Raw genomic sequence first — 12767 nt, 5'->3', positions numbered from 1 at the left:
CCGCCCCGGTCAGGCGTGACCGGCAGCGCTCAGGAACTGGCGCAGCCTGTCGGATTTGGTGGCGCCGAAGACTTCATCGACAGTGCCCTGTTCCTCGATCTTGCCCAGATGGAGGAAAACGACCCTGTCGGAGACTTCGCGTGCAAATTTCATGTCGTGGGTAACGAGGATCATGGTGCGGCCCTCGTCGGCCAGCATCTTGATGACGCCAAGCACCTCGACTTCGAGTTCGGGATCGAGCGCCGATGTGGGCTCGTCGAAAAGCATGAGGGTGGGATTGATACACAAGGCGCGCGCGATGGCGGCGCGCTGCTGCTGCCCGCCGGAAAGCTGGGCGGGAAAGGCATCGGCCTTGGCGGCAATTCCGACCTTGTCGAGCAAGGCGAGCGCCTGTTCGCGCACTTCGGCCTTGTCGCGCTTCTGCACCAGGATGGGGGCTTCCATGACGTTTTCGAGGATCGTCATGTGCGACCAGAGATTGAAGGACTGGAACACCATTCCGAGCTTGGAGCGGATGCGGCGCAACTGGAAAGGATCGGTGGGGTGGCGGTCAGGACCCTCGGAAGAAAGCGAGACGTGCTCGCCATCGATCGTGACATCGCCCTGGTTGGGAATTTCGAGCATGTTGATGCAGCGCAAAAGGGTGGATTTGCCCGACCCTGACGAGCCGATCAGCGAGACAACGTCCCCGGCCCTGGCATCCAGCGAAACGCCCTTTAGGACTTCGAGATTGCCGAAGGACTTGTGGAGGTCCGTGATCTCCAGAATCTGCGTCATTCCGTCCGGGTTTTCCCCTCGTTGGTTTCGCGGTGTTCGCTGCGGGGTCTCCCATCTGCCGATGAGACGTGCATGCTTTAGGGCAAGAAACCAGAAAGTGCCGCGATTCAAAAGCGAAAACGACAATCATGTGTCGCTTTTTCGACCAAACGGTAAAAACTGAGCATGCGGCGCTAACGGTTTGGACACCAGTCTGCCAAGTTGACTTCCGCCGTCAACTTGCCCGGTGATAGGGTCCGATCCGACGCAAACCAGATTCGCCGGCACCATGGGTTTCGACTACAATTCGCTTCTGATGGCTTCAGGCGCAGCGGGTGTTGCGCTCTGTTTCACGCTGATGAGCTCCTGGCTGCGTGAGCGCGGGTCGATATTTCTTCTGACCTGGGCCGCTTGCATCGCAATCATCATCGCCGCCATCGTCGCGTTTTCGGTTTTCCACAATACCGTGAACGTGCTGCATTCTATGCTGGCGGGGGTCCTGCTGACGTCGGCCTTCGCAATCAGCTATGGCGGGTTCACGCAGTTCAGCACCGGGCGCTTTGAAACAGCGCGGGTAGCGCTGCTTGGCGTGGTCAGCGCCGCACCGATCATCGTGAGCGGCGCTCTGGGTTTTGACGGGTTGAGTTTTGTTTTCATCAATCTGATGAGCGCGCTGCTTTTGGGCTTTTGCGGCTACCAGTATTGGACAGTGCGGGCGGAATCGCCCGGACCGATCACCGCCATTGCCGCGTTGCACTGGATGCTGACGGCTTCCTATGTGTTCTGCGTGGTCGCCGTTGCCCTCGAAACGCCGCTTTATCTCAACGGACGTGTCCCCGACAATTGGGCCGAGGCGCTCAACCTGATGGTTTCGGTCATCGCGCTTACCGGGATCGGCGGGCTGTTTGTCACTGTGCATCAGGAGCGGATCAGCCGAAGGCACCGGGACGCCTCGCTGATCGATCCGCTGACAGGGTTGAGCAACCGCCGGGCATTGTTCGAGCGGTTTTCCGAGGGCCATGTGCCACAGGGCACCGGGCTGGTGGTTCTGGACCTCGACGATTTCAAAGGTCTCAACGACCGGCACGGGCATGCGTTCGGCGATACCGTGCTGCGCAGTTTCGCCCGCTTGCTTGTGGAAAATTGCCGCGGGGAGGACATGGCGGTGCGGCTGGGGGGCGAGGAATTCGTTCTGGTGCTGCCGGGCAGTTCGACCACCCAAGCCCTTGCGCTGGCGGAACGGGTGCGCAGCGCCATGGGCCGGATGATCCACACGGCGGACGCCCAGCCGGTCACCTGCACGGTCAGCGCCGGGGTTGCCGTTGCCGAAAGGCCCGGGTTGAGTCTGGATAGCCTGATCCGCAAGGCGGACAATGCGCTCTATCTTTCAAAGCGCTCGGGCCGCAATCGCGTTTCGCAGACCACCTCCACAGCGGCCTGACGGCATTATCGCGCCGGGCCGGTTTGCACCGGCGCGTCGTCGCGTCCGCCCCATTCGGTCCAGGATCCGTCATAGAGCGCGACCTTTTCGGCGCCGATGGTGTCGAGCGCCAGCGCAAGGACGGCGGCAGTCACGCCCGATCCGCAGGAGGTGATGACCGGCTTTGCCGGATCGATGCCGGCGGCGCGGATGGCTTTTTCCAATTCGGCGTCGGGCTTGAGCGTGCCGTTTTCGATCAGCGCGTCGAAGGGCAGATTGCGGCTCTGTGGGATATGGCCCGATTTGAGCCCGGCGCGCGGTTCGGGCGTGTCGCCGGTAAAACGGGCCGCGCCGCGGGCGTCGAGTATCTGCTGGCCCGCTTGACTGGCGGCCAGAACCTGCTCGAAGCCGGCGACGGCGGCGTTATCGAACTTCGCATCGAACGTTGCGCGCGGCGCGATGGATTCGCCGGATTCGAGCGGGCGGTCTTCGGCTCGCCATTTTGGCCCGCCTCCCTCGAGGATTTTGACCACCCGCGCACCCATGACCGTGAACGTCCACCAGGCGCGCGGGGCGGAAAACAGGCCGGCCTCGTCGTAAACAACCAGCGTCTTGTCGGAGGCGATGCCCAGTGCGCCCGCCATTGCGGAAAACGTATCCGCGTCGGGCAGCATATGGGGCAGGCCCGATGAGGTATCGGCGTTCTTGTCGAGATCGAAAAAGATCGCGCCGGGGATGTGGCCGGCCTCATATTCGGCCTGCGCGTCGCGGCCGGAATTGGGCATGTGCCAGGAGGCGTCTATCACCTGGATGTCGGGGTCATCAAGATGATCGGCGAGCCATTGGGTGGTGACGAAATGGGACATGGATCAACTCCTAGGGCAGGCGTGCGATGCGGTCGACGAGAAGCGCGTAAAACGCGTCGGCGTCGCCGGACCGGATGAAGGTCGCGTTGCGCGGGCGATCGGTGACGTGCCAGTAATCGGCCACAGTCATGCCGCGCGTCAGGGGGCTGGCGCATTCGATCTCGACATTGCAAAGCCGCCCGGAAAACATCTTCGGGGCAATCATATAGGCGGTAACGCAGGGGTCGTGGAGCGGGGCGCCGGGCCAGCCGTATTTTTCCAGGTCGAACCGTTCGGAAAAACCCAGCATCGCGGCCACTGCGTCGCCCGACCGATTGCCGATGGCCCTGAAGGCTTCGATCCGTTCGGGCGTGCCGATCATCTGATGGGTGACGTCGAGCGGCATCATGGTGATCGGTGCACCGCATTTGAGTACGGTCTGGGCGGCTTCGGGATCGACGAAAATATTGAATTCTGCAGCCGGGGTGATGTTGCCGCCCTCGAAATAACCACCGCCCATCAGGACGATTTCTTCGATGCGCGGGGCGATGTCGGGTGCCTTGACCAGCGCCATGGCAAGGTTTGTCAACGGGCCGAGCGCGCACAGGGTCACCGTTTTTTCCGGCTCGCGCCGAAGCGTGGAAATAATGAAATCGACCCCGTGCTGGCTTTCGAGGCGCAGCTTGGGTTCGGGCAGGTCCGGACCATCGAGGCCGGTCTGGCCGTGGACGTGTTCGGCGGTCACCAGTTCGCGCATTATCGGGCGGGGACATCCGGCATAAACCGGAACGTCGCGCCGGCCGGAGAGTTCGACCACCTTGAGTGCATTCTTCGCGTTCTGGGCGAGCCCGACATTGCCGGCTACGGCGACGATGCCCAAGGTCTCGATTTCCTCGGGACTGGCCAGCGCCAGAAGAATGGCTACGGCATCGTCCTGGCCGGGGTCGGTGTCGATGATGATCTTGCGCGCCAAAGGAGCCTCCATATCGTTTCGGCGCGATCCTAGCCATGGCGGTCAAAAAGGGAAGGGGCGCGGTGCGGCATTAAAACATGAAATGTGCAGTCAGCTTTTCTTGACATAGTTTAGAATTGTTATAATCTTTGACCTCGACGCATGAAGCGATATTGTGCGTTGAACACAGATTCCCCGGCGCTTTGGCGCTTTTAATGACAGGGCATGACCGATGAGACTGACACGCCAATCGAGCTATGCAGTTCGGACGCTTATGTATTGCGCCATCAATGCGCCCGATCTTTCGCGCGTTGCCGATATCGCCAAGGCTTACGGGATTTCCGAATTGTTCCTGTTCAAGCTCATCAAGCCGCTTGTCGAGAACGACATTCTCGAAACCGTGCGTGGCCGCCACGGTGGCGTGCGCCTGGCGCGTCCTGCCGCGGAGATCACCCTGCTCGACGTCATTTCCCTGACCGAAGAGAATTTTGCGCTGGCCGAATGTTTCGAGGGTGGGGAAACCAGTTGTCCGTTGGTCGGAGGATGCGAGCTTAATGGCGCGCTGCACGAAGCGCTCGAAGCGTTCTTTGCCGTTTTGCGCTCCTACACAATCGCCGATCTCACCGACAAGCGCCGCGCCATGCGCTCGCGTCTCGGCATTGAAATGCTGGGCATGGAACTGAACTGACATTCACTCCGGATTGACGTTGCCGACAAAAAATTCGCGGCATTCAAAATATGATCTTTACAGTCATGTTTTGATGCGCTAGACACGGTCTTGCAGGAGTGAGGCCTGCCCCTTGACCCTGTATGCAGAGCGCCAAAGCTGCATACAGGGTCTTTTTCATTGCGAAGTCCGGTTCAACGTTTCTTCGGGCTGAGCCCGTGCAGGAACAACTGGTCGAGAAAGCGCGCGGCATCCTCGAATCGTCCCTCGCCACCGCGTTCGCGGCCGAGCACGGCCTTCACCTGGATGTCGAAATCGGCATAGTGCTGTGTCGTCGCCCAGATGGAAAAGATAAGGTGATAGGGATCGGCCTTGGCGACCTTGCCCTCGGCCATCCAGCCCTTGATGATCTTGACCTTCTCGTCGACCAGGTCTTTGAGGTCGGTGTGCAGGATGTCGTAAAAGCCCGGGGCGCCGCGCAGCATTTCATTGGCGAACAGTCGGCTCTCGCGGGGAAAATCACGGCTCATCTCGAGCTTGCGGCGGATATAGGACTGGATCTCGGGCAGAGGATCGCCATCTGGGTCCATCTCGCGGAGCGGTTCGAGCCATGTGTCGAGAATGCGCGCCAGCAGCGGGGCGTGGATATCTTCCTTGGATTTGAAATAATAGAGCAGATTGGGCTTGCTCATGCCCGCCGCCTCGGCGATCTGGTCGATGGTCGAGCCGCGGAAACCGAACTGGGAAAAAACGTCCAGAGCGGCTTCGAGGATGACTTCCTGCTTTTCGCGCTGGATCCGGGTTATGGGCCTTGGCGCCTCTGCGTCGGTGGTCATTTTCGGCCGTTGCCTCCCATGAAGAACTCCGGAGCCGGAATCCTGAACCGGTTCACAGCCATTTCCGAGACCCGGAGCGAGTCTGGAAATTATACCCCTTGAACCTTGCATTGAGAGTGCTAGAATTTTTCCAATCGGTCAAAAAAATTCTGACCGAAATCAACAACCGGCCGCCGGAAATGTCCCGGAAGCGTCGGAGAGGGAATATTCATGTCGCAGGGCGCTCAGTCCATCCCCAATGATCTCAATGCCTTCTGGATGCCGTTCACGGCCAACCGGCAGTTCAAGAAAAGCCCGCGCATGTTCGTGGTTGCCAAGGACATGCACTACACGACCGCCGACGGGCGCGAGGTGCTCGACGGCACCGCTGGCCTTTGGTGCGTCAATGCCGGTCACTGCCGGCCGCTGATCACCGAGGCCATTGCCAGTCAGGCGGCCGAACTCGACTACGCGCCGGCCTTCCAGATGGGCCATCCCAAGGCGTTCGAGCTTGCCAACAGGCTGGTCGATCTGGCGCCCGACGGGCTCGACCATGTGCTGTTCACCAATTCAGGGTCCGAATCGGTGGAAACGGCGCTCAAGGTGGCGCTGGCTTACCAGAAGGCGATCGGGCAGGGCTCGCGTACGCGATTGATCGGGCGTGAGCGCGGCTATCACGGGGTCAATTTCGGGGGCATTTCGGTCGGTGGTATCGTTGCCAACCGCAAGATGTTCGGTACGCTTCTGACTGGCGTCGATCATCTGCCGCACACGCACTTACCGGCCAAAAATGCCTTTTCGCGCGGTGAGCCGCAGCATGGGGTGGAACTGGCCGAGGAACTGGAGCGCATCGTCACGCTCCATGACGCTTCGACGATCGCTGCGGTGATCGTCGAGCCGGTGGCGGGGTCTACGGGGGTTCTGATCCCGCCACCGGGATATCTCAAGCGCCTGCGCGAGATTTGCGACAGGCACGGCATATTGCTGATCTTCGATGAGGTCATCACCGGATACGGGCGGCTGGGCACCCCGTTCGGCGCCGACTATTTCGGGGTCACCCCAGATATCATGGTCACCGCCAAGGGGCTGACCAATGGGGTCATTCCCATGGGCGCGGTGTTCACCTCGTCGAAAATCCACGACGCCTTCATGACCGGTCCTGAACACCTGATCGAATTTTTCCACGGCTATACCTATTCGGGCAATCCGATCGCCTCGGCGGCGGGGCTGGCAACGCTCGAGACCTACAAGCAGGAAGGCCTTCTGACCCGGGGCGCCGAGCTTGGGCCCTATTTCGAGGAGGCGCTGCATTCGCTCAAAGGCGCGCCGCATGTGATCGACGTGCGCAATATCGGGCTCGTGGGGGCAATCGAACTTGAACCGATTGCCGGCGAGCCGACAAAACGCGCGTTCTCAGCTTTCGTGAAGGCCTTCGAAAAAGGCGTTCTGATCCGCACGACGGGCGATATCATCGCGCTTTCGCCGCCGCTGATCGTGGAAAAACAACACATCGACCAAATCGTCGATACCATTCGCACGGTCCTCGGGGAGGTGGATTGAGCCATGCAGATCATCGAAAACGCCATAGGCGGCAAACGTGTCGCGTCGTCCTCGACGCGCAAATCGGCCGTTTATAATCCGGCGACCGGCGAGCAGATTGCGCAGTTGCCGCTTTCGACAAATGCCGAGATCGATGAGGCTGTGGCATCGGCCAAGGCCGCCCAGCCCGCCTGGGGCGCCACACCGCCGCTCAAGCGGGCGCGGGTGATGTTTCGGTTCAAGGAACTGCTCGACCGGCACGCCGCCGATCTGGCGCGGGAAATCTCGCGCGAGCACGGTAAGACCCATGACGACGCTTTGGGCGAAGTGCAGCGCGGCATCGAGTGCGTGGAATATGCCTGCGGCATCCCCGAGCTTTTGAAGGGGACCTTCACCCGCAATGTCGGCCCTGCCATCGATGCCTATGCCGACCGTCAGCCGCTGGGCGTCGTTGCGGGGATCACCCCGTTCAACTTTCCGGCCATGGTGCCGATGTGGATGTATCCTTCGGCCATTGCCTGCGGCAATACCTTCATACTGAAGCCCTCCGAGCGCGATCCGTCGGCGCCGATGCTGGCCTGGAATTTGTTCATGGAGGCCGGGCTGCCCGAGGGCGTGCTCAATATCGTTCACGGCGACAAGGAAGCCGTCGATCACATTTTAGACCATCCCGACATCAAGGCGGTGAGCTTTGTGGGTTCCACGCCAATCGCCGAATATGTCTATCAACGTGGCACGAAAGCCGGAAAGCGCGTTCAGGCGCTGGGCGGCGCGAAAAACCACATGGTGATCCTCCCCGATGCGGATCTGGACCAGGCAGCCGACGCTTTAATGGGTGCCGGGTACGGATCCGCTGGGGAGCGCTGCATGGCGATTTCGGTGGCCGTGCCGGTGGGCGAAAAGACAGCCGATGCGCTGATCGAAAGGCTCAAGCCGCGCGTCGAGAGCCTGAAAATCGGCCCGGCGACCGACAAGGACGCCGAGATGGGTCCTCTTGTGACAGCCATGCACCGCGACAAGGTGCTGGGCTATATCGACAAAGGTGTCGAAGAGGGCGCCGAACTGGTCATCGATGGACGCGGGTTCAAGCTGCAGGGCTATGAGGACGGGTATTATGTCGGCGGTACGCTGTTCGACCGCGTGACGCCGGACATGACCATCTACAAGGAGGAGATTTTCGGCCCGGTCCTCTCCGTCGTCCGCGCGCCCGATTACGGCGATGCGGTCAGGATGATCAACGAACACGAATACGGAAACGGCGTTGCGATCTTCACCCGCGACGGCGACGCGGCGCGCGATTTCGCCGACCGCATCGAGGTCGGCATGGTTGGCGTCAACGTCCCTATTCCCGTCCCGGTGGCCTATCATTCCTTCGGCGGCTGGAAGCGGTCCCTGTTTGGGGATCACTCGATTTACGGTCCCGAGGGCGTACATTTTTATACGCGGCTCAAGACTGTCACGACGCGCTGGCCGGCCGGCATCAAGTCGGGCGCGCAATTTACATTTCCAACCCTCTGATATTTCAAAGACGGGAGCAAAGAGCATGGCGACACTCGGAGACAATCTAAAGGTCAACGGCGACAGGCTCTGGGACTCCATAATGGAAATGGCCAGGATCGGCCCCGGCGTGGCCGGCGGCAACAACCGCCAGACGCTGACCGATGCCGATAAGGTTGGGCGCGAGCTGTTTCAGCGCTGGTGCGACGAGGCGGGGCTCGAAATGGGCGTCGACAAGATGGGCACCATGTTTGCGCGCCGCGAGGGCACCGACCCTGGCGCGCTGCCGGTTTACGTGGGGTCTCACCTCGACACCCAGCCGACCGGCGGGAAATATGATGGCGTGCTCGGCGTTTTAGGCGGGCTCGAATTGATCCGCACGCTCAACGATCTCGACATCAAGACAAAACACCCTATCGTCGTGACCAACTGGACCAATGAGGAGGGCACCCGCTTTGCGCCCGCCATGCTGGCCTCAGGCGTTTTCGCTGGCGTGCACGAACTCGATTGGGCCTATGACCGGGTCGATGCCAAGGGGCTCAAATTCGGCGATGAACTCAAGCGCATCGGCTGGGTCGGTGACGAAGAGGTCGGCACGCGCAAGATGAAGGCGTTTTTCGAGCTTCATATCGAACAGGGTCCGATCCTCGAAGCCGAAGGCAAGGATATCGGCGTCGTCACCCACGGGCAGGGGCTCTGGTGGCTGCAGGTGACGCTGACCGGCAAGGACGCCCATACCGGCTCGACCCCGATGCCGATGCGCAGGAACGCCGGGCTGGGCATGGCGCGGATGACAGAGCTGGTCCACCAGATCGCCATGAGCCATCAGCCCGAGGCGGTGGGGGCCATCGGCCATTGCGACGTCTATCCCAATTCCCGCAATGTGATCCCCGGCAAGGTGGTCTTCACCATCGATTTCCGCACCCCGCACCAGGAGGTGCTCGACGCGATGAAGGCCCGGTTCGAAACCGAGGCTCCAAAGATCGCCGAGGAATTGGGGCTGGGCATGGAAATCGAGGTGGCCGGCCATTTCGATCCCGTCACCTTCGACGAGGGTTGCGTCACAGCGGTCCGCAACGCCGCCGAACGGCTCGGCTATTCGCATCGCGACATCGTCTCGGGTGCCGGGCACGACGCGTGCTGGATCAACAAGCTCTATCCGACGGCCATGGTCATGTGCCCCTGCGTCGATGGGCTGAGCCACAACGAGGCCGAGGATATTTCCAAAGAATGGGCGACGGCCGGCGCCGATGTTCTGCTGCATGCTGTGGTTGAGACGGCGGAGATCGTGGGGTGAGTGAACCGCGCAAGCTCAGCAGCCCCTCACCCCAGCCCTCTCCCCAGCGGGGAGAGGGGGCAGGCCGTAGCGGTGGCAACGCTGGAGTCTCTCGCCCCTTTGGGGAGAGGGATGCCGGCAGGCAGGGGGAGGGGACAGCGCTTGCCAGGAACAGGATCGCCCGTCGTTTGCGCCGCAGCGCGACGGACGCGGAAACCCAGCTCTGGCATCGCCTGCGCAATCGGCAACTGGCGGGATGGAAATTTGTCCGCCAGTTTCCCATTGCAGGGTTCTATGTCGATTTCGTCTGTCGTGAAGCCATGCTCGTTGTCGAAGTCGATGGAAGTCAGCATGCGAACTCAATTTCGGACGCAAAGCGAACCAAGACCCTGAATGCCGAGGGCTATAGCGTTCTGCGCTTTTGGAACAACGAGGTTTTGCAGGAAACCGATGGTGTATTGACGGCGGTATTGGAGGTGCTGGAACGACGAGGTCCAGTGGGTGTCCGATACCACCCCGCACCTCAAGACCAAATTCAAAAGGAATCATCATGAGCACAGTCATCAAGAACGGCACCATCGTCACCGCCGATCTGACCTACACCGCCGATATCAAAATCGAAGGCGAGACCATCGTCGAGATCGGGCCGAACCTGTCTGGCGATACCGTGCTCGATGCCTCGGGATGCTATGTGATGCCGGGCGGGATCGATCCGCATGTGCATCTGGAAATGCCCTTCATGGGCACCTATTCATCCGACGATTTTGAATCCGGCACCCGTGCCGCGCTGGCGGGTGGGACGACGATGGTTGTCGATTTCTGCCTGCCCAGCCCCAATCAGAGCCTGCTCGAAGCGCTGTCGATGTGGGATAACAAGTCTGGCCGCGCCCATTGCGATTATTCCTATCACATGGCGATCACTTGGTGGAGCGAGCAGGTGTTCGATGAGATGGAAACGGTCGTTAAGGAAAAAGGCATCAACACCTTCAAGCACTTCATGGCGTATAAAGGCGCGCTGATGGTGCAGGACGACGAGATGTATGCCTCGTTCCAGCGTTGCGCCGAGCTTGGTGCCATGCCCTTGGTCCACGCCGAAAACGGCGATGTGGTCGCCGATCTTTCGGCGAAACTTCTGGCCGCCGGCAATAACGGGCCGGAGGGCCATGCCTATTCCCGCCCGCCGCAGGTCGAGGGCGAAGCCACCAATCGGGCGATCATGATCGCCGATATGGCCGGAGTGCCGCTCTATGTCGTTCACACCTCCTGCGAGGAAAGCCATGAGGCGATCCGAAGGGCGCGCCAGCAGGGCAAACGAGTCTATGGCGAGCCGCTGATCCAGCATCTGACGCTCGATGAGTCAGAATATTTCGACAAGGATTGGGACCATGCCGCCCGCCGCGTCATGAGCCCGCCTTTCCGCAACAAGGCGCATCAGGATTCGCTGTGGGCCGGGCTGCAATCAGGCTCGCTGCAGGTGGTCGCGACCGATCATTGCGCCTTCACAACCGAGCAGAAGCGCACGGGTGTTGGCGATTTCACCAAGATCCCCAACGGCACGGGCGGGCTCGAAGACCGCATGCCGATGCTGTGGACCTATGGCGTGGCGACAGGGCGACTGACCATGAACGAATTCGTCGCCGTCACCTCGACCAACATTGCCAAGATCCTCAACGTCTATCCCAAAAAGGGCGCCATTCTTGTCGGCGCGGATGCCGATATCGTTGTGTGGGACCCGGAAAAGGGAAAGACCATTTCGGCCAAATCCCAGCAATCGGCCATCGACTACAACGTCTTCGAGGGCAAACACGTCAAGGGCCTGCCGCGCTATACGCTGACGCGGGGCCGGGTGGCCGTGGAGGACGGGGTGATTCAGCCCAAGGAAGGCCATGGCCAGTTCGTGCCACGCGAACCCTTCCAGGCTGTGAACAAAGCGCTTTCCAAGTGGAAAGAACTGACCGCACCGCGCAAGGTGGAGCGCAGCGGCATTCCGGCGAGCGGGGTTTAGGAAACTAGTTGAAAACGCGCTTGGCAATCGGCTTGTGTGTGGCGATCGGGGTGGCAGTCGCGGCTTGGCGCGATGACCTTGCGGCCGTCTATGTGGCGCTAGGTGTGGGCGCCGTGGCGTATCTGCTTCATGCAATCGAATTCAAGATAAACAGGCTGTTGGACGAGCGAGGGATAACCGTCTTCGATGATCAAATTGGAAAAGACTAGCGCATGACTTCAGTTGTATCGGCCAAGGGGCTCGGGCTGACATTCGAAACTGCCGACGGCCCGGTGCATGCGCTTTCGGACGTCAATCTGTCCATTTCCAAGGGTGAGTTCGTATCGTTCATCGGTCCGTCGGGGTGCGGGAAGACGACGTTCCTGCGGGTGATCGCCGATCTCGAACAGCCGACAGCGGGCACGATCACCGTCAATGGCCACAGCCCCGAACAGGCCCGCAAGGATCGGTCGTACGGCTATGTGTTTCAGGCCGCGGCGCTCTATCCGTGGCGGACCATCGAGCGCAATGTGGGGCTGCCGCTCGAAATCATGGGCTATTCGAAGGCCGATCAGCAAAAGCGCATCGCGCGGACGCTGGAGATGGTCAATCTTTCAGGGTTCGAGCAGAAATTTCCCTGGCAGCTTTCGGGCGGCATGCAGCAGCGCGCCTCGATTGCCCGCGCGCTGGCCTTCGATGCTGATCTGCTCTTGATGGACGAGCCGTTCGGCGCGCTCGACGAAATCGTGCGGGACCATCTCAACGAACAGCTTCTCGAACTTTGGGCGAAGACCAGCAAGACCATCTGTTTCGTCACCCACTCGATCCCCGAGGCGGTTTATCTCTCGACCAAGATCGTGGTGATGAGCCCGCGTCCGGGCCGGGTGACCGATGTGATCGAATCAACGCTCCCCAGGGAACGGCCGCTCGATATCCGCGAAACGCCCGAATTCCTCGAAATCGCCGCCCGGGTCCGCGAGGGACTGCGGGCCGGTCATTCCTATGAGGAATAGTAA

13 protein-coding genes are annotated in these 12767 nt (G+C 60.8%); 9 read left to right on the top strand and 4 right to left on the bottom strand.

The window, feature by feature from the left end:
* Positions 1–9: 9 nt before the first annotated feature.
* On the bottom strand, positions 10–777 hold the full coding sequence (locus KKY_RS11030) for an ABC transporter ATP-binding protein (protein WP_014131428.1): 768 nt from the start codon (positions 775–777) through the stop codon (positions 10–12).
* Between the two features lie 268 nt (positions 778–1045).
* On the opposite strand from KKY_RS11030, the gene KKY_RS11025 reads away from it, so the two are divergent.
* Positions 1046–2197 carry a GGDEF domain-containing protein gene (locus tag KKY_RS11025; RefSeq protein WP_014131427.1) on the top strand — a complete coding sequence of 384 codons (1152 nt, stop codon included), beginning with the start codon at positions 1046–1048 and terminating at the stop codon, positions 2195–2197.
* A gap of 5 nt (positions 2198–2202) precedes the next feature.
* On the opposite strand, the gene sseA is transcribed toward KKY_RS11025, so the two are convergent.
* Both sseA and KKY_RS11015 read right to left on the bottom strand, forming a co-directional pair.
* Positions 2203–3042 carry a 3-mercaptopyruvate sulfurtransferase gene (sseA, locus tag KKY_RS11020; RefSeq protein ID WP_014131426.1) on the bottom strand — a complete coding sequence of 280 codons (840 nt, stop codon included), beginning with the start codon at positions 3040–3042 and terminating at the stop codon, positions 2203–2205.
* 10 nt (positions 3043–3052) lie between these two features.
* The gene (locus KKY_RS11015; protein WP_041528718.1) at positions 3053–4006 is read right to left on the bottom strand and encodes a nucleoside hydrolase; all 954 of its coding nucleotides are present in this window, start codon (positions 4004–4006) and stop codon (positions 3053–3055) included.
* Positions 4007–4205: 199 nt separating this feature from the next.
* Between KKY_RS11015 and rirA the strand changes: the two genes are divergently transcribed.
* Entirely contained in the window at positions 4206–4661 is a 456-nt protein-coding gene (gene rirA, locus KKY_RS11010; protein WP_041528717.1) for an iron-responsive transcriptional regulator RirA, read from the top strand.
* A 173-nt stretch (positions 4662–4834) separates the two neighbouring features.
* Here rirA and KKY_RS11005 read toward each other — a convergent pair whose 3' ends face one another.
* Entirely contained in the window at positions 4835–5476 is a 642-nt protein-coding gene (locus tag KKY_RS11005; RefSeq protein ID WP_014131423.1) for a TetR family transcriptional regulator C-terminal domain-containing protein, read from the bottom strand.
* A 210-nt stretch (positions 5477–5686) separates the two neighbouring features.
* Here KKY_RS11005 and aptA point away from each other — a divergent pair, with 210 nt between their 5' ends.
* From aptA to KKY_RS10970, 7 genes are all read left to right on the top strand, one after another.
* Positions 5687–7015 carry an omega-aminotransferase AptA gene (gene aptA / locus KKY_RS11000; protein ID WP_014131422.1) on the top strand — a complete coding sequence of 443 codons (1329 nt, stop codon included), beginning with the start codon at positions 5687–5689 and terminating at the stop codon, positions 7013–7015.
* Between the two features lie 3 nt (positions 7016–7018).
* Entirely contained in the window at positions 7019–8512 is a 1494-nt protein-coding gene (locus tag KKY_RS10995; protein WP_014131421.1) for a CoA-acylating methylmalonate-semialdehyde dehydrogenase, read from the top strand.
* A 25-nt stretch (positions 8513–8537) separates the two neighbouring features.
* A complete protein-coding gene (locus tag KKY_RS10990; RefSeq protein ID WP_014131420.1) occupies positions 8538–9788 on the top strand; it encodes a Zn-dependent hydrolase in 1251 nt (416 codons plus the stop codon).
* Between the two features lie 155 nt (positions 9789–9943).
* The gene (locus KKY_RS20010) at positions 9944–10321 is read left to right on the top strand and encodes an endonuclease domain-containing protein (protein WP_083824258.1); all 378 of its coding nucleotides are present in this window, start codon (positions 9944–9946) and stop codon (positions 10319–10321) included.
* Positions 10318–11772 (top strand): dihydropyrimidinase, encoded by a 1455-nt coding sequence (gene hydA / locus KKY_RS10980; RefSeq protein WP_014131418.1) that lies wholly within the window; start codon positions 10318–10320, stop codon positions 11770–11772. Before KKY_RS20010 ends, hydA begins: the two co-directional genes overlap by 4 nt.
* An 8-nt stretch (positions 11773–11780) precedes the next feature.
* Positions 11781–11981 carry a hypothetical protein gene (locus KKY_RS10975; RefSeq protein ID WP_041528715.1) on the top strand — a complete coding sequence of 67 codons (201 nt, stop codon included), beginning with the start codon at positions 11781–11783 and terminating at the stop codon, positions 11979–11981.
* Positions 11982–11984: 3 nt separating this feature from the next.
* A complete protein-coding gene (locus tag KKY_RS10970; RefSeq protein WP_014131417.1) occupies positions 11985–12764 on the top strand; it encodes an ABC transporter ATP-binding protein in 780 nt (259 codons plus the stop codon).
* The last annotated feature ends 3 nt before the right edge of the window (positions 12765–12767 follow it).

This window comes from Pelagibacterium halotolerans B2, from assembly GCF_000230555.1.
GTDB lineage: Bacteria > Pseudomonadota > Alphaproteobacteria > Rhizobiales > Devosiaceae > Pelagibacterium > Pelagibacterium halotolerans.
The sequence above is the reverse complement of the archived record's forward strand: the minus strand, read 5'-3'. Positions and strand labels throughout refer to the sequence as shown.

Excerpts from the sequence above, each read along its gene's own strand:
- KKY_RS11030 (WP_014131428.1), bottom strand. The coding sequence starts at position 777 with ATGACGCAGATTCTGGAGATCACGGACCTCCACAAGTCCTTCGGCAAT.
- KKY_RS11025 (WP_014131427.1), top strand. The coding sequence starts at position 1,046 with ATGGGTTTCGACTACAATTCGCTTCTGATGGCTTCAGGCGCAGCGGGT.
- sseA (WP_014131426.1), bottom strand. The coding sequence starts at position 3,042 with ATGTCCCATTTCGTCACCACCCAATGGCTCGCCGATCATCTTGATGAC.
- KKY_RS11015 (WP_041528718.1), bottom strand. The coding sequence starts at position 4,006 with ATGGAGGCTCCTTTGGCGCGCAAGATCATCATCGACACCGACCCCGGC.
- rirA (WP_041528717.1), top strand. The coding sequence starts at position 4,206 with ATGAGACTGACACGCCAATCGAGCTATGCAGTTCGGACGCTTATGTAT.
- KKY_RS11005 (WP_014131423.1), bottom strand. The coding sequence starts at position 5,476 with ATGACCACCGACGCAGAGGCGCCAAGGCCCATAACCCGGATCCAGCGC.
- aptA (WP_014131422.1), top strand. The coding sequence starts at position 5,687 with ATGTCGCAGGGCGCTCAGTCCATCCCCAATGATCTCAATGCCTTCTGG.
- KKY_RS10995 (WP_014131421.1), top strand. The coding sequence starts at position 7,019 with ATGCAGATCATCGAAAACGCCATAGGCGGCAAACGTGTCGCGTCGTCC.
- KKY_RS10990 (WP_014131420.1), top strand. The coding sequence starts at position 8,538 with ATGGCGACACTCGGAGACAATCTAAAGGTCAACGGCGACAGGCTCTGG.
- hydA (WP_014131418.1), top strand. The coding sequence starts at position 10,318 with ATGAGCACAGTCATCAAGAACGGCACCATCGTCACCGCCGATCTGACC.
- KKY_RS10970 (WP_014131417.1), top strand. The coding sequence starts at position 11,985 with ATGACTTCAGTTGTATCGGCCAAGGGGCTCGGGCTGACATTCGAAACT.